General features: G+C 74.6%; 21 protein-coding genes. 14 read left to right on the forward strand and 7 right to left on the reverse strand.

Going from position 1 to position 18,948, the window contains the following annotated elements:
- Positions 1–37 precede the first annotated feature (37 nt).
- Positions 38–1,306, forward strand: a complete 1,269-nt coding sequence (locus ACI79H_RS03970; RefSeq protein WP_456553064.1) for an arginine deiminase — start codon at positions 38–40, stop codon at positions 1,304–1,306.
- Here ACI79H_RS03970 and ACI79H_RS03975 read toward each other — a convergent pair.
- Positions 1,293–2,225 carry a DUF5926 family protein gene (locus ACI79H_RS03975; RefSeq protein ID WP_456553065.1) on the reverse strand — a complete coding sequence of 311 codons (933 nt, stop codon included), beginning with the start codon at positions 2,223–2,225 and terminating at the stop codon, positions 1,293–1,295. The genes ACI79H_RS03970 and ACI79H_RS03975 overlap by 14 nt on opposite strands.
- 40 nt (positions 2,226–2,265) lie before the next feature.
- Positions 2,266–2,856 (reverse strand): hypothetical protein, encoded by a 591-nt coding sequence (locus tag ACI79H_RS03980; protein ID WP_456553066.1) that lies wholly within the window; start codon positions 2,854–2,856, stop codon positions 2,266–2,268.
- A gap of 58 nt (positions 2,857–2,914) precedes the next feature.
- On the opposite strand from ACI79H_RS03980, the gene ACI79H_RS03985 reads away from it, so the two are divergent.
- The 4 genes from ACI79H_RS03985 (at position 2,915) to ACI79H_RS04000 (ending at position 7,063) form a co-directional block, all read left to right on the forward strand.
- Positions 2,915–3,757, forward strand: coding sequence for an alpha/beta fold hydrolase (locus tag ACI79H_RS03985; protein WP_456553067.1), 843 nt, complete (start codon positions 2,915–2,917; stop codon positions 3,755–3,757).
- A 24-nt stretch (positions 3,758–3,781) separates the two neighbouring features.
- Positions 3,782–4,984 carry a cytochrome P450 gene (locus ACI79H_RS03990; RefSeq protein WP_456553068.1) on the forward strand — a complete coding sequence of 401 codons (1,203 nt, stop codon included), beginning with the start codon at positions 3,782–3,784 and terminating at the stop codon, positions 4,982–4,984.
- A 33-nt stretch (positions 4,985–5,017) separates the two neighbouring features.
- On the forward strand, positions 5,018–6,634 hold the full coding sequence (locus ACI79H_RS03995) for a long-chain fatty acid--CoA ligase (RefSeq protein ID WP_456553069.1): 1,617 nt from the start codon (positions 5,018–5,020) through the stop codon (positions 6,632–6,634).
- Between the two features lie 90 nt (positions 6,635–6,724).
- Entirely contained in the window at positions 6,725–7,063 is a 339-nt protein-coding gene (locus ACI79H_RS04000; protein ID WP_456553070.1) for a TFIIB-type zinc ribbon-containing protein, read from the forward strand.
- A 6-nt stretch (positions 7,064–7,069) separates the two neighbouring features.
- On the opposite strand, the gene ACI79H_RS04005 is transcribed toward ACI79H_RS04000, so the two are convergent.
- Positions 7,070–7,378, reverse strand: coding sequence for a rhodanese-like domain-containing protein (locus ACI79H_RS04005; RefSeq protein ID WP_456553071.1), 309 nt, complete (start codon positions 7,376–7,378; stop codon positions 7,070–7,072).
- 80 nt (positions 7,379–7,458) lie between these two features.
- Here ACI79H_RS04005 and ACI79H_RS04010 point away from each other — a divergent pair, with 80 nt between their 5' ends.
- Entirely contained in the window at positions 7,459–7,971 is a 513-nt protein-coding gene (locus ACI79H_RS04010) for a PH domain-containing protein (protein WP_456553072.1), read from the forward strand.
- Entirely contained in the window at positions 7,968–9,497 is a 1,530-nt protein-coding gene (locus tag ACI79H_RS04015; protein WP_456553073.1) for a PH domain-containing protein, read from the forward strand. The genes ACI79H_RS04010 and ACI79H_RS04015 overlap by 4 nt, the downstream gene beginning before the upstream one ends.
- 72 nt (positions 9,498–9,569) lie before the next feature.
- Here the strand turns inward: ACI79H_RS04015 and ACI79H_RS04020 are convergent, their stop codons facing one another.
- Positions 9,570–10,352: a response regulator gene (locus ACI79H_RS04020; RefSeq protein ID WP_456553074.1), complete on the reverse strand. Its 783-nt coding sequence runs from the start codon at positions 10,350–10,352 to the stop codon at positions 9,570–9,572.
- Here ACI79H_RS04020 and ACI79H_RS04025 point away from each other — a divergent pair.
- The 3 genes from ACI79H_RS04025 (at position 10,351) to ACI79H_RS04035 (ending at position 12,540) form a co-directional block, all read left to right on the forward strand.
- Positions 10,351–11,082, forward strand: coding sequence for a sensor histidine kinase (locus ACI79H_RS04025; protein WP_456553075.1), 732 nt, complete (start codon positions 10,351–10,353; stop codon positions 11,080–11,082). The genes ACI79H_RS04020 and ACI79H_RS04025 overlap by 2 nt on opposite strands.
- 224 nt (positions 11,083–11,306) lie before the next feature.
- Positions 11,307–12,167 carry a manganese catalase family protein gene (locus ACI79H_RS04030; protein WP_456553076.1) on the forward strand — a complete coding sequence of 287 codons (861 nt, stop codon included), beginning with the start codon at positions 11,307–11,309 and terminating at the stop codon, positions 12,165–12,167.
- A gap of 109 nt (positions 12,168–12,276) precedes the next feature.
- On the forward strand, positions 12,277–12,540 hold the full coding sequence (locus ACI79H_RS04035; protein WP_456553077.1) for a hypothetical protein: 264 nt from the start codon (positions 12,277–12,279) through the stop codon (positions 12,538–12,540).
- Positions 12,541–12,657: 117 nt separating this feature from the next.
- On the opposite strand, the gene ACI79H_RS04040 is transcribed toward ACI79H_RS04035, so the two are convergent.
- A complete protein-coding gene (locus ACI79H_RS04040; RefSeq protein ID WP_456553078.1) occupies positions 12,658–14,298 on the reverse strand; it encodes a solute symporter family protein in 1,641 nt (546 codons plus the stop codon).
- Positions 14,291–14,698: a DUF485 domain-containing protein gene (locus ACI79H_RS04045; RefSeq protein ID WP_456553079.1), complete on the reverse strand. Its 408-nt coding sequence runs from the start codon at positions 14,696–14,698 to the stop codon at positions 14,291–14,293. Before ACI79H_RS04045 ends, ACI79H_RS04040 begins: the two co-directional genes overlap by 8 nt.
- A gap of 153 nt (positions 14,699–14,851) precedes the next feature.
- Between ACI79H_RS04045 and ACI79H_RS04050 the strand changes: the two genes are divergently transcribed.
- The gene (locus ACI79H_RS04050; protein ID WP_456553080.1) at positions 14,852–16,150 is read left to right on the forward strand and encodes a Rieske 2Fe-2S domain-containing protein; all 1,299 of its coding nucleotides are present in this window, start codon (positions 14,852–14,854) and stop codon (positions 16,148–16,150) included.
- 7 nt (positions 16,151–16,157) lie between these two features.
- On the opposite strand, the gene ACI79H_RS04055 is transcribed toward ACI79H_RS04050, so the two are convergent.
- Positions 16,158–16,292 carry a hypothetical protein gene (locus tag ACI79H_RS04055; RefSeq protein ID WP_456553081.1) on the reverse strand — a complete coding sequence of 45 codons (135 nt, stop codon included), beginning with the start codon at positions 16,290–16,292 and terminating at the stop codon, positions 16,158–16,160.
- A 101-nt stretch (positions 16,293–16,393) separates the two neighbouring features.
- On the opposite strand from ACI79H_RS04055, the gene ACI79H_RS04060 reads away from it, so the two are divergent.
- From ACI79H_RS04060 to ACI79H_RS04070, 3 genes are all read left to right on the forward strand, one after another.
- Positions 16,394–16,936: a hypothetical protein gene (locus ACI79H_RS04060; RefSeq protein WP_456553082.1), complete on the forward strand. Its 543-nt coding sequence runs from the start codon at positions 16,394–16,396 to the stop codon at positions 16,934–16,936.
- Positions 16,937–17,011: 75 nt separating this feature from the next.
- Positions 17,012–18,202 (forward strand): sensor histidine kinase, encoded by a 1,191-nt coding sequence (locus tag ACI79H_RS04065; protein ID WP_456553083.1) that lies wholly within the window; start codon positions 17,012–17,014, stop codon positions 18,200–18,202.
- The gene (locus tag ACI79H_RS04070) at positions 18,199–18,897 is read left to right on the forward strand and encodes a response regulator (RefSeq protein WP_456553084.1); all 699 of its coding nucleotides are present in this window, start codon (positions 18,199–18,201) and stop codon (positions 18,895–18,897) included. Before ACI79H_RS04065 ends, ACI79H_RS04070 begins: the two co-directional genes overlap by 4 nt.
- Positions 18,898–18,948 lie beyond the last annotated feature (51 nt).

Below are 18,948 nucleotides of genomic sequence, written 5' to 3' on the forward strand. Positions count from 1 at the left end.
GAGCGTGCGGTCCGCGGGCCTGTGCCAGCCTCGGCGCATGACCCCGTCCCCCGTGCCGGGCGCGACCAGCGAGGTCGGCTCGCTGCAGACGGTGCTGCTCCACCGCCCCGGCGACGAGCTGCGCCGGCTGACCCCGCGCAACAACGACCAGCTGCTCTTTGACGGCGTCCCGTGGGTGGACCGCGCCCAGGAGGAGCACGACGCCTTCGCCGAGGCGCTCACGGCCCGGGGCGTCGAGGTGCTGCACCTGGACCGGCTGCTGGCCGAGGTGCTGTCCTTCCCGTCGGCGCGGGCGGAGCTGATCGGCGCCGCGGTGGACGACCCGCGGCTGGGCGCCGGCCTGCAGCGCGCGGCGACCCGGCACCTGGCCTGGCTCCCGCCCGAGGACCTCGCCGCCACGCTGATCGCCGGCCTGGCGCACGACGAGCTGCGCGGCGGCCGGGGCCTGGCCTACGAGGTCATGGACCGCTCGGACTTCGTCGTCCCCCCGCTGCCGAACCTGCTGTTCACCCGCGACTCCTCGGTGTGGATCGGCGACGAGGTCGCGGTCACCTCGCTGGCCATGCCGGCCCGGCACCGCGAGAGCACCATCACCGCGGCCGTCTACACCCACCACCCCCGGTTCGCCGGGGTCGAGCAGCTCTACGCCGCCAACCTCGAGCACCTGGAGGGCGGCGACGTCCTGCTGCTGGCCCCGGGCGTGGTCGCCGTCGGGGTCGGTGAGCGGACGACGCCGGGCGGGGCGGAGCGGCTGGCCCGCCGGCTGTTCGCCCGCGGCCTCGCGCGCACGGTGCTCGTCGTCCCGATCGCCCAGCAGCGGGCGACCATGCACCTGGACACGATCGCCACGATGGTCGACGTCGACGCGATGGTCATGTACCCGGCCGTCGCGGACTCGCTGCGGGCGTGGACGGTCACCGCACCCGAGGGCGTGGCCGACGACGACGACCCGGTGGAGCTGACGGTCACCGGCCCGCGGCCGTTCGTCGAGGCGGCCGCCGACTCGATGGGCATCGACGAGCTGCGCGTGATTGACACCGGGCTCGACCCGGTCACCGCCGAACGCGAGCAGTGGGACGACGGCAACAACACCCTGGCCCTGGCGCCCCGGCTGACCGTCGCCTACGAGCGGAACACCGTCACCAACGCGGCGCTCGAGGCCGCCGGGATCGAGGTGATCCGGATCGCCGGCTCCGAGCTGGGCAGCGGCCGCGGCGGACCGCGGTGCATGTCCTCGCCGGTGTCCCGGGCGCCGCTCCCCCAGCCGGCCGACCCGGGAACCGGGGAGCGACTCAGCGGATGGTGATCTGGCGGGACAGCAGGCCGGCGCGGGCGCGGCGCTCGTCGGCGTCCAGCGGCTCGGTCACCGCCAGGGCCTGCTCGACGCGGGTCTGCCACTGGGTGGCCGGCTCGATCCACTCGTCCGCGGGGGTGCCGGCGGGCAGGTCCCACACCGGCACGACCAGCCCGTGGGCGCGGAAGGCGCCGGCGTAGCGGGTGCCCTCGCCCAGCAGCATCGGCTCGCCGGCCGCGCGCAGCCGGGCCAGCGCGTCGAGCAGCTTCTCCTCCGGCTCCGGGCGGACCCAGCGCAGGTGGGCGCGCTCGTCGCCGGGGCGCACCCAGTAGGCCGCCTCGAGCCCGGCCAGCCGGACGGTCGGCAGGATCGCCTCGTTGGCCGCCTGCAGCCCGGCCTGCGCGGCGGGGTTGGGGTCGGTGCCCTCCAGCCAGAAGCCGAAGTCGTCGTGCACCGTCACCTCGAAGGGTGCGGTGAGGTCGAGCAGCTCCTGCAGCCGCGGGCCGGCGGACCCGGCGCCACCGATCGGGCCCGGGTCGACGGGCGCGCCGGTGGGGGCCTCGAGCGCGGCGGCCAGGGCGGTGCCGAGGTCGCGGCTGACGTCGTCGGAGGACTGCTGCAGCTGGACGCCGAGGACGATCTCGCCGTTGGCCCGCACCAGGGCGGGGGCGCCGCCGGGCAGCACGCTGGCGAGGGTGACGTCACGGCCCTCCGTCGTCCGCAGCGCCGCCGTCGCTGCCGGGACGAGCTCGCGCAGGGCCACCCAGTCGGCCTCGCCCGGGAGCCCCTCGAAGGCGCGGATCACCGGGGGCGCGTAGCCCGAGCCGTGGCAGTGCTTGTAGCGGCGGCCGGACCCGCACGGGCAGGGAGCCTTGGGGTTGACGCCCTCCGGCGCGGCGGCGGGGGCGGTGGAGCGCTTGCGGGACGACATGCCCGCCAGCGTATGTGGCTCGCCCCGTCAGCCTGCGAGGTCAGTCCGGCTCCGTGAGGTCCAGCGTGCCCGCCAGCCAGTCGGCGGCCTGCTCGTAGGCCGTCTCACCGGCGACGAAGCGCAGCAGGAGCAACCCGTCGACCACCGCCAGGACACCGGCAGCGGCCGACCGACGCCGGGGGGCGGGCACGTCCAGGCGCTGCTCGGCCCAGCTCAGCCAGTCCTCGGCGATGGCGGCGGCGATGGCGCCGAACGGCTCGCGCCCCCGGGCGGCCAGTCCGCTGACCTCCACGTAGAGCCGCAGGATCGGCTCGGCCCCGTCGAGCTCGAAGGCCGCGCGCAGGGCGGCCAGCAGGCGACCGGGTGCTGCACGCTGCGCCGGCGTCACCGCCTCGAGGCCGGCCCGGAGGCGCTCCCCTACGGCGGTGAGGACGAGGACGAGCATCCGGTCGCGGGAGCCGAAGTAGTACAGCAGCATCCGGTCGCTGGTGCCCAGCGCCGCGGCGAGCGGCCGCAGGGACAGCGTGGCCACCCCCTCGCGCAGCACGTACTCGACGACGCCGTCGAGCAGTGCGGCCCGCTGCTCCGGACGGCCGCGTCCGCCCCCGCCGGCTTCCTCTTCCCCACCCATGTAGCAGATGCTACGTTCAAGGGGATGTAGCGACCGCTACACGAAGCGAGGAGGAGCCATGGAGCGCCACGAGATCCAGACCAGGCTGGGGCCGCTGCCGGTGCGCGTCGTCGGGGAGGGGCAGGCGGTGCTGGCGGTCCACGGCCTGCTGCTGGACGGACGGCTGTGGGACGCGACCGCTGATCACCTCGACAGCGGCGTGCGGCTGGTGATGCCCGATCTGCCCCTGGGGGCGCACCGCCGGGCGGTTCCGGACCGGCGCCTGCTCACCCCCCACGGCGTCGCCGGCGCGCTGGTCGACGTGCTCGACGGGCTCGACGTCGACACCGCCGTACTGCTGGGCAACGACACCGGCGGGGCGCTCGCGCAGATCGCGGCCGCCGACGCACCGGACCGGGTGAGCGGGCTGGTGCTGACCGGTTGCGACGCCTTCGAGCACTTCCCACCGCCCCTGATCCGCCCGCTGCCGTGGCTCGCCCCGGTCCCCGGCGCGGCGGCCCTCCTCCTGCGGCTGTTCTCCGTTCCCGCTGTGCTCGCAGACCCGGGCCGGGCGAACCTGTTCTCGACGCGCGGCCTGGGCAGGGAACTGACCGGGGATCTGCTCCACCCGGCCCGCACCGATGCCGCGGTCCGCGCCGACCTGGTGGCCTTCCTGCGGACGGTGCACCCCTCCGCCTCGCTGGCCGCTGCCGCCGGGTTGCGGGGCCTCGCGGCGCCGGCGGCGGTCGTGTGGGGACGCCGGGACCGGGTGTTCCCCGCACGCGACGCCGAGCGCCTGGCCGCGCTCCTGAGCACCTCGGTGACGTGGGTCGACGAGGCGGCGACGTTCGTTCCCGTCGACCGCCCCGACGCCATCGCCGCCGCCGTCCTCGGGGTCGCCGCGCTCGCGAAGGCCGGCTGACCGCGCCGACCTACGCTGCGGGCCATGGGACCCGCTGCACCGCTCGACCTCACCGACCCCGCCGTCGTGGCCGATCCCTACCCGTCGTTCGCGCGGGCGCGGGCCGAGGCGCCGGTGCAGTGGCACGAGGGCATGGGGCTGTGGCTGGCGTTCACCCACGCGGAGTCCAACGCGGTGCTGCGCGACCGGCGGCTGGGCCGGATCTGGTCGGACAAGGCGCCCGCCGAGCGCTTCGAGAGCTTCAACCTCATCCACCGCAACGCCATCCTGGAGATGGAGCCGCCGGCGCACACCCGGCTGCGGCGGCTGATCAGCTCCGCGTTCGCCCGCGGGCACGTCGAGCGGCTGCGGCCCTGGGTCGAGGACCTCGCTCGCCGGCTCGTGGACGAGCTGGTCGAGCGCTCGGGCGGCTCGGAGCCGGTCGACCTGCTGTCGGGCATGGCCGAGCAGCTGCCGGTCGCGGTCATCGCCGAACTGCTGGGCGTGCCGGACGCCGACCGGCCGCTGCTGCGCCCCTGGTCCAACGCGATCGTGAAGATGTACGAGTACGGGCGGACGGCGCAGACCGAGGACGCCGCGGAGCGCGCCGCCGACGAGTTCGTCGCCTACCTGCGCGCGCTGGCCGCCGAGCGGCGGAAGCGCCTCGGCGAGGACCTGGTCAGCCACCTGGTGTCCATGCGCGACGCCGACGGTGACAAGCTGACCGAGGACGAGCTGGTCACGACCTGCATCCTGCTGCTCAACGCAGGCCACGAGGCGACGGTGAACGTCAGCGGGAACGGAACGCTCGCGCTGCTCCGCCACCCGGACCAGCTGCAGCGCCTGCGCGAGGACCGCGCGCTCCTGCCGACGGCGATCGAGGAGTTCATGCGCTACGACTCCCCGCTGCAGCTGTTCGAGCGCACCGCGACCGAGGACGTCGAGATCGGCGGCGTCACCGTCGAACGCGGCCGGAAGATCGCCGCGCTGCTGGGTGCGGCCAACCGCGACCCCGCCGTCTTCGACGCCCCGGACACCTTCGACGTCGGCCGCACCGACAACGGACACATCACCTTCGGCGCCGGGATCCACTTCTGCATCGGGGCGCCCCTGGCCCGCGTCGAGCTGCAGGCCACCTTCGGCGCACTGCTGGACCGGACGACGACGTTCGAGCTGGGCGGCGAGCCGGTCCGCCGTCCCGAGTTCGTGATCCGCGGCCTGGAGACGCTGCCGGTCGTCCTCGGCTAGATCGTGAGCGCCGTCACTGGCAGGATCCGCAGCATGCGCGGCCTGATGCAGGACAGCCCCCTCACCATCGACACGATCTTCCGCCACGCCGAGCAGCACTACGGCGACGTGGCGATCGTGACCAACAGCCCCCAGGGCGCCACCCGGAGCACCTACGGCGAGTGGGCGGACCGCACCCGCCGGCTCGGTGGCGTGCTGGACACCCTCGGCATCAGCGCCGACGGCCGGGTCGGCACGTTCGGCTGGAACAGCCAGCGGCACCTCGAGCTCTACTTCGCCGCCCCCTGCACCGGCCGCGTGCTGCACACACTCAACATCCGGCTGTTCCCCGAGCAGCTCACCTACATCGCCAACCACGCCGAGGACGAGGTCGTCTTCGTCGACCGGTCGGTCTTCCCGTTGTTCTGGCCGCTGGTCGACACGATGACCACGGTCCGGCACGTCGTGGTCATGGAGGACGGCGGCGACGCCGAGCTCCCCGACGACCCGCGGATCAGCGACTACGAGACCCTGCTGGCCGCCGCCTCGCCGGTCGACTTCGACGTCCGCGACGAGGGCCTGGCCGCCTCGATGTGCTACACGAGCGGCACCACCGGCAACCCCAAGGGCGTCGTCTACTCGCACCGCTCGACGGTGCTGCACACCATGGCCGCGCTCTCGCCGAACGCCTTCGGGCTCAGCGTCCGCGACGTCGCCATGCCGGTCGTGCCGATGTTCCACGCCAACGCCTGGGGCATCGCGCAGGCGGCCCCGGCGGCGGGCTCCGCGCTGGTCTTCCCCGGCCCGATGATGCAGCCCGAGGCGCTGGCGAAGATCATCGTCGACGAGGGCGTCACCTTCACCGCCGGCGTCCCGACCATCTGGCAGGGCGTCCTCCCCCACCTCGCCGGCAAGGAGCACAAGCTGCGCGAGATCGGCTGCGGCGGCTCCGCGGTGCCCAAGGCGCTGTCGGAGGCCTACCGCGAGCAGGTCGGGCTGCCGATCCTGCAGGCCTGGGGCATGACCGAGACCTCGCCGGTGGCCTCCTCGGGCGTGCTGCCGAAGCGCTACGAGGACGCCGACGACGCCACCAAGGCCGACGTGCGCGCCCGCGCCGGGATCCCGCTGTTCGGCGTGGAGGCCCGGATCGTCGACGCCGACACCCTCGAGCCCCAGCCCTGGGACGACACCGCCACCGGGGAGCTGCAGGTGCGCGGCAACTGGTGCGCGAAGGACTACTACAACCCCGACGCGGGCGTGGAGCTCACCACCGCCGACGGGTGGATGAAGACCGGCGACGTCGCCGCGATGAGCCCCGACGGCTCGATCCGCATCGCCGACCGCACCAAGGACCTCATCAAGTCCGGCGGGGAGTGGATCAGCTCGGTCGACCTGGAGAACGCGATCATGAGCCACCCGAAGGTCGCCGAGGCCGCGGTCGTCGGGGTGCCGCACCCGAAGTGGGACGAGCGCCCGCTGGCCTGCGTCGTCCTCAAGCAGGGCGAGACGGCGAGCGAGGAGGAGATCCTCGAGCACCTGAAGCCGCTCGTGGCCAAGTGGTGGCTGCCGGACGCCGTGGAGTTCATCGACGAGGTGCCCAAGACCAGCGTCGGCAAGTTCTCGAAGAAGGACCTGCGGGCGAAGTTCGCGGAGTACGAGCTCAAGTCCTGACCCGCTTTTCCGCGGTAAGGCGGGGTGCCTTACCGCGGAAAAGCAGGTGGGACGGGGGTCGGACGGCGGCGCAGCGGTAGCCTCGGCGCCATGCAGCTGCTGTGCCCGAAGTGCCACAACGTGATGGCGCAGTACGAGCGCAACCGGGTCCTGGTCGACCAGTGCACCGAGTGCAAGGGCCTGTTCCTCGACCGCGGCGAGCTCGAGAACCTCATCGCCGCCGAGCGGGCCTACATCGACGCCGAGGAAGGCCTGCCGGTCGCGCCACCGCAGGCCCCGCGCCCGCCGGTGCCCGACCCCTACGACCGCGACCCGCGGCACTACGGCGAGCACCGCTACGACGAGCGGTACTACGGCCGCGGCTACGACGAGAGGTACGCGAAGAAGAAGCGCCGGAAGTCGATCCTGGAAGAGCTGCTCGACTTCTGAGGACGGCTACCTGACGAACGGCGGCTGGCCGGTCTCGCTCACCATGGGGCGGCCGGCGGCCTCCCAGTCACCCATGCCGCCGGCGACGTTGACCGCGTCGAACCCGTTCTGGTTCAGCCACGCGGCCACCCGCGCCGAGCGCCCGCCGCTGCGGCAGGTGACGTAGAGCGGGTCACCCTCGGGCAGCTCGTCCAGCCGCGACGGCACCTGGCCCATCGGGATGTGGGTGGCGCCCTCGACGTGGCCGTGCACCCACTCGTCGTCCTCGCGGACGTCGAGGATCACGGCGTCCTCGGGCAGGTCGCTGACGGACACGGTGGGAACCTGCTGCGGCATCACGCGCTCCATCGTGGCACGGGGCGCCCGGCGGCCGCGGACTGCGAGGATGGCCCACGATGATCACCGCCTCCACTCCTGTGCGGGAGCCCGCCTGGTCGCTGCCCCGGTCCGCGATCGGGTTGTGGGTCGCCGAGAGCGTGATCAGCACGCTGTTCCTGGCCCTCGGCGTCGGCGCCTTCCTGGTCTTCGTGCCCTCGGACGCCGGTGGCCCGCTCCCGCTGCTGCGTTGGGCCGCCCCGATCGCGCTGGTCCTCTACGCCGTCGTCGCGATCGGCGTCCGCCCGCGGTTCAAGCACCGCACCTACCGGTGGGAGGTCACCGACGAGGTCGCCTCCACGCGCACCGGCTGGCTGAGCCAGACCTGGACGCTGGTCCCCGTCTCCCGCATCCAGACCGTCGACGTCACCCGCGGGCTGCTGCAGCAGGTCTTCGGGCTGGCGACCGTCGCCGTCTTCACCGCCTCCAGCCAGGGCACCGTGCGCATCTGGCACCTCGAGCACGGGATGGCGCAGCGGGTCGCCGACGACCTGGCCGCCCGCGCCGAGCGGGTGCGGGACCAGGCCACGTGAGCGAGCCGGCCCCCGCTCCGCCCGTCGCCCCGCCGCTCGCCCGGCGGACGTCGCCGCGGGTCGTCCTGGTCCACACCGTCACCTTCCGGCAGGCCCGGCGGCTGGTCCCCTACGCGATCCCGGCGCTCGCCGCGATCGGCCTGGGCGGCGGCCGGTGGACCGTGGTCGGCCTGGTCGTGGCGGTCACCCTGGTCTCCCTGGCGACGGCGGCGCTGTCCTGGTGGCGGTTCAGCTACCTGGACGGCCCGAGCTCCGTCGTCGTCACGCGCGGCCTGGTGTCCCGCTCCGTGCGGACCGTCCCCAACGACCGGATCCGCGGCGTGGAGATCGAGGCACCCCCCCTGCACCGGCTGCTGGGCCTGGTCCGGGTGCGCATCGACGCCGCGGCCGGCGGCACGGGCAGCAGCGACGAGGAGGTCTTCATCGACGGCCTCCCCCGCGTCGAGGGCGACCGGCTCCGCACCGCGGTGCTCACCAAGCGCAGCCGCCTGCCGCAGCCGCCGTCCGGGGACGGCGCCGCGCGACCGGCGCCCGTCGAGCAGCCCGAGGAGACCTTCGCCCGCTTCGACAACCGCTGGCTGCTGTACGCGCCGCTGGTGGGGGGCTACCTCGCCGTCCCGCTGGCGGCGGTCGGCGCGCTGTCCCGGGTGCTGGAGGAGGTCCCCGACAGCGTGCTGCCCGACGTGGACGGCCCCGCGGTGACCCCCGGCCTCGTCGTCGCCTCCATCGCGATCGCGCTGGTGCTGCTGGCCGCCGGCGCGGTCATCGGCGCGGCCGTCGTCAACTGGCGGTTCCGGCTGGTCCGGCGCGGGGACTCGCTGGTGGCGGTGCGCGGCCTGCTCACCCGGCGGCACACCGAGCTGGAGGTCGACCGGATCCGCGGCGTCGCGGTGGCCGACGGCGCCGGCATGCGGCTGGTCGGCGCCGCGCGGGTCAACGCCCTGGTCACCGGGCTCGGGGACGCCCAGCGCCGCGGGCAGCTGCTGCCGCTGGGGCCGCGCGCGGCGGCGGAGGACCTGAGCCGGCGCCTGGTCGAGGACCCCGGGCCGCTGGTGGCCCACCCTCCGGCGGCCCGTCGCCGGCGGATCACGCGCGCGGTCGCCGCCGGTCTGCTGGTGACCGCCGGCGGCGCGGTGCTCACGGCCACCTCCGGCTGGTGGCCGCTGCTGGTCGCCGGCGTCGTGCTCAGCGTCCTCGGCGTCCCCCTCGGCCTGGGCCGGTACGCCTCGCTCGGCCACGCGACCGGGCCCCGCACCTTCGCCGTGCGCGTCGGCTGGCTGGTGCGCGAACGGGCCGTGCTGGAGCGGCGGGCCGTGGTCGGCTGGCAGGTGAGGCAGTCCTGGTTCCAGCGGCGGGCCGGGCTGGCCTCCGCCGTCGCCTGCGTGGGTGCCGGCCGCGGCGGCTACATCGCGCTCGACCTCGCCGCCGACGAGGTCGCCGCCTTCGCGGTCGCCGCGTCGGAACCGTGGGCCGCGCAGCTGCTGCCGAGCGGCGCCGTCCCCCACGACCCGCAGGCGAACGCGTGACGAACCGTTCCGGAACCAGGAGTGAGGGTCACCTGAGCGGGTAGCGGGGCCCTCGATGAGGTCGCGCCCCGCTCACCCGGCCCAGCCCCCCGCTGCGCGGGTGTGCCCGGGGCCCTTCTCGAGGCCGACGCGGCCGGCCAGCGCGGCGGCCTCCACCCGGGTGGTCACGTCCAGCCGCCGGAGCAGGTGGGCCACCAGCCGCTTCGTCGTCCGCTCCGAGACGTGCAGCGTCGTCGCGATCTCGACCGTGCTGACGCCCTCGGCGACCAGCCGCCACAACCGGCGCTCGTCGGCGGTCAGCTGGTCGGCGATGCCCTGCTCGCCGGCCGGCGTCGCCTCCTCCAGCAGCTGGCGCAGCAGCGCCTCGGGTACCACCGACCAGCCGTCGAGGACCGCCAGCAGCGGCCGCACGAGCGACTCGGGGTCGGCCGTCTTGGGCAGGAACCCCGCCGCGCCGGCTCGTAGCGCCTCGATCGCGGCGTCGGCCTCGGCCAGCCCGGACAGCGCCACCACCCGCACCATCGGGTCCGCCCGGCGGATCGCCGCGATCGCCCTGGTCCCGCCGGGCGGCGGCATGTGCAGGTCGACGATCGCGACGTCGGCGTGGTGCCGGCGCACGAGCGCGGCCGCCGCCGAGGCGTCGTCCGTCGTCCCCACCACGCGCACCCTGCCGCCGCTCAGGCCCGGCAGGAGCAGGCTCAGCCCCCGGGTGAAGAGGGGGTGGTCGTCGACGACGACCACGTCCACCGGGGTCCCGCGTTCAGCAGCGAGCGCGCCGTCGGTCTCCGACATCACCCTCCCGTCGACCGCCGCGTGCCGGGCGCTGTCGACCGGCTCTCCGGGAGAACTGCCCATGACGCTCGCTGCTGACGCACCGATGTCCCGCCCGATCCGCGCCCTGCTCACCGACCTCACCCGGGTGCTCCGCACCCACCTGCCGCGCCGCCGGCCGGCCGTCGACGCCGGCGACGAGCCCACGCCCGAGGACGCCGTCCTGCGCGCCCTCTGCCACGACATGCGCAGCCCCCTGGCGTCGCTGGAGGCGGCGCTGGGGTCGCTGGACGGCCCGCCCGACCGCGCTCGGGAGCTGCTCGACCTCGCGCGTGCCCAGACCGCGCAGCTGTCCTCGATGCTGCGCACGGCGGACGCCACGGGTGGCGCGGTCCGCCGCACCGGTCCGCGGCTGCTCCGCGACGTCGTCGTCGCGGCGGTCGGCGCCGCCGGGCTCCCGCGGGCGCAGCTGGCCGTGGAGGTGCTCGACGGAGCCGGGGACGTCCCCGTCGCCGACGCCCGCGTCCAGCGGATCCTCACCAACCTGCTGGAGAACGCGCACCGGCACGGCGGGGGCCGCCCGGTAGGCCTGCGGATCACGCTCCGCGGCGGCTGGGTGCGCCTGTCGGTGACCCAGGCAGGAGTCCCGGTCGACCGGGTGGTCGGGCACCTGCGGCAGACCCGTCCGCCGCTGGACCTCACCGGCCTGGGCCTGTGGTCGGTGCAGCGGCAGACCCACGAGCTGGGCGGCTGCCTGACGTGGGACGACGACGGCGGGCTCTTCACGCTGACCGTCGCGCTCCCCGACCGATGACATCGTCGTCCTCCGGACGACACCGCGGCCAGGAGCCGTCCCGGCCTGCGACGAGCGCGTCCGTCGCGGCTGCGTGCAACCCTCCGGGCCCCACTCGCCACGACCGTGCCTCCGGCACATTGGCACCGGCGGGCCACGGGACGGCACGGGCGGGCCAGCGGGGGCGGGCAGATCCCTGGTGCCACCGCATCGGCGGCGGCGCGACGACGCACCAGGGAGCCCGCATGTTCACGCACACCCACGCCCTGCAGTACGAGGCCAAGCCCGACGGGCCCGACCCGGACTTCGCCCGCAAGATGCAGGAGGTCCTCGGCGGTCAGTGGGGCGAGATGACCGTCGCCACCCAGTACCTGCTGCAGGGCTGGAACTGCCGGCTGCCCGGCAAGTACAAGGACCTGCTCCTCGCGATCGGCACGGAGGAGCTGGCCCACGTCGAGATGATCGTGACGATGATCGACCGGCTGCTCGACCACATCCCGCTGAAGCCGGACGCCGCCGACCGCACCAAGGAGGCGGCGGCGGGCTACGGCCAGCACAACCCGCAGCACCCGATCGTCAACGGCGCCGGCGCGTCGTACATGGACAGCATGGGCAACCCCTGGACCGGCGCCTACGTCACCGCCAGCGGCAACCTGTACGCCGACTTCATGTACAACGCCACGGCCGAGATGCAGGGCCGGCTGCAGGTCGCCCGGCTCTACAACATGACCGACGACCCGGGCGTCAAGGACATGCTGCGGTTCCTCATCACCCGCGACCACTACCACCAGCAGCAGTGGCTGCACGCGCTCGAGGAGCTCAAGGAGGACGGCCTGGAGGGCGTGCCGGTACCCGAGGCGTTCCCGCTGACGGACGAGATCGGCGACCTCGGCTACACGTTCATCGACGCCTCCGACGGCCCGCTGGCCGCCTCCGGGCGCTGGGCGAGCGGCCCGTCCTACGACGGCCGGGCCGAGTACGCGGCCCGCCCCATCGAGGCCACCGCGGACGCGCCGATCCTGCCCCCGGGTGACCCGCGCCTGTACGCGACGCCGCAGACCGACGCCCAGACCATGCTCCAGAAGGCCAAGGACCTCCTCAAGTAGGCCCTCCGGGTCTGCTCCCCCCGTTCCACCGCGCCGTCGCCGCGCCGGCGACCGGGCCGCACAGGGCCCGGTCGCCGGCCGGCGGGACGCCCGCCCCGGAGGTCCTGCCGTGCACCTGCATCTCCCGCACCTGCCCGTTCCCGCGGTGCTGCTCTCGGTCGTCCACGCCGCGGCCGTCGCGGTGGCGCTCGCCCATCCCGGCGCGCACACCCTCGCCGGCCTCGTCGTCCTCGCGGGGCTGGTCGCCCGCTGGACGCTGCGCAGCCGCCGTCCCGCTGCCGCCCCGGTCCCGCTGGCCGTCGCGGCGGGCGCCGACGCCGTGGACGCCGTCCTGCCGTCCGAACCCGCCGTCGCCCCCGCTGCCGCCGCCTGACCCCGTCCCGGGCGCCCGACGATCAGCGGACCTGAGCGTGCAGCGTCCTCCCTCACCGTGGGAGGTGAGGGAGGACGCTCGATGATCAGGTGAGCTGATCCCGGCACGGCGCCGTCGTCAGTGCTGGACGGCCTTCTCCGCCCCGATGCCGGTGAAGGCGCGCACCTCGAGCTCGGCGTTCTTGAGCTCGTCGGGCTCCTCCTTCGACAGCTTCGACCCGAGCCAGCCGAGGAAGAACGACAGCGGGATCGAGACCAGGCCCGGGTTGTTCAGCGGGAACCAGGAGAAGTCGACGTCCTGGATCAGCGACGTGCTCTTCCCGGTCAGCTCGTTCACCGGCGCGCCCGACACCACGGGCGAGAAGATGATCAGCCCGATGCAGGCGATCAGCCCGCCGTAGATCGACCACAGCGCGCCCTGGGTCGTGAAGTTCTTCCAGAACAGCGTGTAGAGGATCGTCGGCAGATTCGCCGAGGCCGCCACCGCGAACGCCAGCGCCACCAGGAACGCGATGTTGATGCCGGCCTGCAGCGCGAGGATGCCCAGCCCGATCGAGATGGCCCCGATCACGACGGCGGTGATGCGGGCGACCCGCACCTCGCCGTTGGGCGGCACGTTGCCCCGCTTGATCACCGACGCGTAGACGTCGTGCGCGAACGAGGCCGAGGCGGTGATCGTCAGGCCGGCCACCACCGCCAGGATCGTGGCGAAGGCGACGCCGGCGATGATGCCGAGCAGCACCGTGCCGCCCAGCTCGAAGGCCAGCAGGGGTGCCGCGGCGTTGACCGCACCCGGGGCGGCGAGGATCTCCCCCGGCCCGACCAGGGCACCGGCGCCGTAGCCGATCACCAGGCTGAAGAGGTAGAAGATGCCGATCAGCCAGATCGCCCAGACCACCGAGCGCCGGGCGTCCTTGGCGGTGGGCACCGTGTAGAAGCGCATCAGCACGTGCGGCAGCCCTGCCGTCCCCAGGACCAGGGCCAGGCCGAGCGAGACGAAGTCCAGCTTCGAGGTGTCCGTCGCGCCGTACTGCGCACCGGGGGCGAGGACGTCGCGGCCCTCGACGGCGACGTCCTGCGCGCCGCCCAGCAGCGAGGACAGGTTGAACCCGTACTCGCCCAGCACCCACACGGTCATCACGAACGCGCCGGCGATGAGCAGCGTCGCCTTGATCATCTGCACGTAGGTGGTGCCGCGCATGCCGCCCACCAGCACGTAGAAGATCATCAGCGCGCCGACCAGCACCACCACGAGCGCCTCGGCGGCGTCCCCGCTGACCCCGAGCAGCAGGGCGACCAGACCGCCGGCGCCGGCCATCTGCGCCAGCAGGTAGAAGAGCGACACCGCCAGGGTGGAGATCGCCGCCGCCATGCGCACCGGCCGCTGCTGCATCCGGAAGGCCAGGACGTCGGCCATGGTGAAGCGGGCGGTGTTGCGCATCAGCTCGGCGACCAGCAGCAGGGCCACCAGCCAGGCCACGAGGAAGCCGATCGAGTACAGGAAGCCGTCGTACCCGTAGACGGCGATGGCGCCGGCGATGCCCAGGAAGGACGCCGCCGACAGGTAGTCACCGGCGATGGCCAGGCCGTTCTGGGTGCCGCTGATGTTGCGACCTGCCGCGTAGTAGTCCGCGGCGCTCTTGTTGGTGCGGCTGGCGCGGAAGGTGATGAACAGCGTGACCAGGACGAACGCGCCGAAGATCGAGATGTTGACGGCCGGCTCGCCGATGGTGTCCTCGGCGGCGAGGAGATCAGGCACGGGTGGCCTCCTCGGTGGTGCCGGCGGTGGTCCCCGCAGAGGTACCGGCGTCCCCGGGCGCGAAGTCGTGCCGCTCCAGGCGCTCGCGCATGTCGTCGGCGATCGGGTCGGTCTGCTTGTCCGCGTGCGCCACGTAGAGGTGCGTGATGACGAACGTGGTCACGAACTGCGCCAGGCCCAGGAGGATCCCGAGGTTGACGTTGCCGAACACCTCGGTGGCCATGAAGTCCGGCGCGTAGGTGGAGAGCAGGACGTAGACCAGGTACCAGGCGAAGAAGGCGAAGGTCATCGGGAAGGCGAAGCGCCGGAACCTGCGCTTGAGCTCCTGGAACTCCGGTGAGTTCTGCGCGGCGAGATACTCCTCCGGCGTCAGCTTCCGGCGTTCGGTCGGTGTGGTCACTGGGTCCTCCCCGTCGGCTGGGTGTGGCGCAGGTCACTCTAGGACCTACCCGCGCGTAGGGAAGAGCGCGGACGCGGGCTGGACCAGCCAGGACGACCCACGACCGTCCCGCAGCCGTAACCGCCCGACAACGCGGCGGTGCTGCGATGCCTCATGGCTGTTCCTCCCCGGTGGTTCCCCGTCGCCCGCGCCGCCCAGGTCGGGACGGCACCGGTCCCGGTCACCGCCGGTGACCAGCGCTACGTCGTCGTCCGGCTGCGCCCCGGCGGTGAGGTCAGCGCCTTCCCGGCCCGGTGCCCGCACCGGCTGGTGCCCCTGGCGACGGCGGCCGTCGTGGACGGGCGCCTCCAGTGCCCGGCGCACGGCTGGCGCTTCGACGGCGAGGGCCGCTGCACGGAGATCCCCTCGCTGGATGCCGACGGGACGCCGCCCCCGCGCGCCGACCTGCCCACCCCGTGGGCGGTCGAGGTGCGGCACGGCTGGGTGTGGATCGCCCCCGAGCGGACCGCGACCTCCCCGCCCCGGCCCTCGGCCGCCCCGGCACCCGAGCCGCCGCGCGCGCCCCGCCCGCCGCGGGGCACGGTGTTCGGCAACCTCGACCCGTCGCTGGGGCACGCCTGGCACCCGGTGGCGCTCGTCCGCGAGCTGCGACCCGGTGGCTGGTTGCAGGTCCGCCTGCTCGGCCGCACCTGGACCCTGCACCGCGACGACGACGGCTCGGTCCGGGCCGCGCCGCCCGCGTTCGGCGTCCGCGAGCGGCTGGGTGTCATCTGGCTGGCGCCGGCCGAGCCGCTCGACGCGGAGCTCGAGGTCCCCGAGGCCGGCGACCGCTCCTTCGTCGCCGGCTGGCTGCCGCCGCTGCGCTCCCCCGGCCCGGCGGGCCCGCTGGCGGACACGTTCCTCGACGCGACGCACGGCCCGTTCGTGCACCCCACGACGCTGGCCGCGCTGCCCGCGAGCGGGCCCTACGAGCTGGTCCGCGAGCCCGGCGGATTCCGCAGCGTTCAGGAGCAGGAGGTCGACAACCCGGTCGACCCCGGTGTCGCCACCGGCGAGCGCCCGCTGCGGCAGCGCCGGCGCACGACCTACGTGCACCGCGCGCCGTTCCAGCTGCGCCTCCGGCAGGAGTTCCTCGACTCCGGTGCGACGACGACGCTGCTCTACCTGCTGCAGCCCGAGGACGCCGACTCCACGCGCATCTACGTCTGCCTGCTCCTGGCCGCCGGCCCGGGGCAGCGGCTCCCGGCGCCCGCGACCCTCACCGAGCAGGTGGCGCTGCAGCGGCAGGTGCTCGAGGAGGACATCCGCTCGCAGGCCGCGCTGCAGCTGCCCGGCCTGCCGTTGGACCCGCGCGACGAGGTGCACGTGCCCGCCGATGCCCGCGGCGTGGCGCTGCGGCAGGCGCTGTGCGACTTCGCGGCGCTGGGCCGGCGGCGGGAGGCCGCCGCCTGAGCCCGGGTCAGCCGGCCGGCAGCCGCGCGCCGCACTCGGCGCAGGTCGTCGGCGGGTCCTCGTCGGCCATCCGGCCGCACTCCGGGCAGACCCGGCGCAGCCAGCAGGCCGGGTCGCCGCCCTCCTCGTCGCTCGAGCTCATGCGCGCTCCTTGCGATCCCGTTGCGGTCCGGTGACATCGGCCGCTGCCCGCACGGCCCTGGGTACCCCTCAGGCATGCACAGCACCAGAGGAGGGATCCCGATGTCCGCGCGCACGCGCGCCTCCGCCGCGGTCCTGGCGGTCGGCCTCTCGCTGACCGCGTGCGGCGAGGACGCCCCGCTCGACGTCCCCGGGGAGGAGGTGCGCGGCGGCGCCGTCGGCCCGGACGTCGACGTCACCGACGACCTTGGGCTGCGCCAGGTGCAGCTCGCCTTCCCCGAGGACGGCGTCCACGCGGCGGGGGACGACGCCGAGCTGTACCTCGCCGTCACCAACAGCGGCAACCAGCCGGTGGAGCTCGTCGACGTCCGGGGACCCGACTTCGCCGACGCCGCGCTCACCGGCCCGGACGGAGCCGGCAGCATCCCGGTCCCCGAGGACGACAACGTCTACGTCGGCGCCGAAGGTGCCCCGACGATCGTGCTCGAGGACCTCGGGCGTGAACTCCGCTCGTCCCAGTCCATCCCCGTCACCTTCGTCTTCGACGACGCCGGCTCCGTGACGGTGGACGCGATGGTGGCCGCCGAGGGGCAGGACCCCGCAGCGCCGTTCGACTTCCCCGACCCGGCCGAGGACCCGACCTGATCAGACCTGGGGTGGACGCGCGGTTCCCTCCTGGGGACGACGAGATCCGGGCGGGCGCTGCCTAGGCTCGACGCCGTGGACGCCCTCGACCGCCCGGCCGACCGGTGGCGCCGGCATCCGTTCGCGGTCGACGCCGCGTTCGCCGGGGCGGTCTGGTTCTTCGCGGTCGTGGTGCCGGCGGAGACCTACTGGCAGGAGCGGGTGCCGGCCTTCCTCCTCGGCACGCTGCTGGTCGCCCCGCTGGCCTGGCGCCGGCGGGCCCCGGTGCCGGCCGCCGCCGTCGTGGTGGTGGCCGGGCTGCTCGAGCTGGTGGCCTCGCCGGACTTCCTCGTCGCGAACGTCGCGGTGCTGCTGATGGTCTACGCGCTGGCCGCCTACGCACCCCGCTGGGCCTCGCAGGCCGGCCTCGCCACCGGGCTGGCCGGGGCGGTGCTGGCGGCGGCGCGGTACTGGAGCGACCTGGCGTCCTCCCTCGTGCCGACGGCGGCCGCCATCGGCGTCTCGGTGGTCGCGGCCTGGGCGCTGGGCAACCTGCGCCGGGCCCGGCTGGAGCAGCTGGCCGCGCTCGAGGAGCGCGCGCAGCTGCTGGAGCTGGAGCGGGACCAGGAGATGCGGCTGGCCGCCACGACCGAGCGGGCGCGCATCGCCCGCGAGCTGCACGACGTCGTCGCGCACTCCCTGTCGGTCGTGATCGCGCAGGCCGACGGCGGCCGGTACGCCGGGAAGGCCGACCCCGAGGCGGCCACCGGCGCGTTGGAGGCGATCGCGGCGACCGGCCGGCAGGCGCTCACCGACATGCGCTCGCTGCTGGGCGTGCTGCGCGAGGGCGGCGGCGAGGAATACGCCCCGCAGCCCGACGTCGACGCCATCCCGGCGCTGGTCGAGGACGTGCGGTCCAGCGGCCTGGACGTCGACCTCATCGTCGAGGGCGAGCCGCGCCCGATGCCCGCCGGCCCGCAGCTGGCCGCCTACCGCATCGTGCAGGAGTCGCTGACCAACGTGCTCAAGCACGCCGGCCCGGCCTCGCGCGCCTGGGTGCGGCTGCAGTGGCGGCCCGACGCGCTGGAGCTGTCGGTGCTCGACGACGGCCGGGGCGCCTCGGCGGCGCTGAGCTCCGACCACGGGGCCGCCGCCGACGGCGGGGGCCAGGGGCTGCGCGGGATGCGCGAGCGCGCGCAGCTGCACCGCGGGCGACTCGAGGCCGGGCCGCGGCACGGCGGCGGGTTCGGCGTGCACGCCGCGCTGCCCTACGGTCCAGGTCGATGAGCGCCCCGATCCGCGTCCTCCTCGTCGACGACCAGCAGATGGTCCGCGCCGGTTTCCGGATGGTCATCGACTCCCAGCCCGACCTCACCGTCGTGGGGGAGGCCGGCGACGGCGCGAGCGCGGTGCAGCTCGTGCGCGGCACCCCGGCCGACGTCGTCCTCATGGACATCCGCATGCCCGGCACCGACGGCATCGAGGCGACCGCGCAGGTCACCGCGCTGCCCGACGCGCCGCGCGTCGTCGTCCTCACCACCTTCGACCTCGACGAGTACGTCGTCGCCGCGATCGGCGCGGGGGCCAGCGGCTTCCTGCTCAAGGACGCCCCGCCCGAGGAGATGCTGTCCGCCGTCCGCACCGTGCACGCCGGCGACTCGGTGATCGCGGCGTCCTCGACCCGGCGGCTGCTGCAGCACGTCGCGCCGATGCTGCGCGGCGCGCCGGCGTCGGCCCCCGGCGGTGGCGACGACGCCGCGCTGGCCGAGCTCACCCCGCGCGAGCGCGAGGTGCTGGTGCAGATGGCGCTGGGCGCCTCGAACACCGAGATCGCGCAGACCTTCGTGGTCAGCGAGGCGACGGTGAAGACCCACGTGGGCCGGGTGCTGGCCAAGACCGGCTCCCGCGACCGCGTGCAGGCCGTCGTCCTGGCCTACCGGACCGGCCTCGTGCAGCCGGCCGACCTGCTCCGCGACGCCTAGACCCGCTTTTCCGCGGAAAGGCAGCCGGCTCTTCCGCGGAGAAGCGGACTT

This window comes from Blastococcus sp. SYSU D01042 (assembly GCF_054050515.1).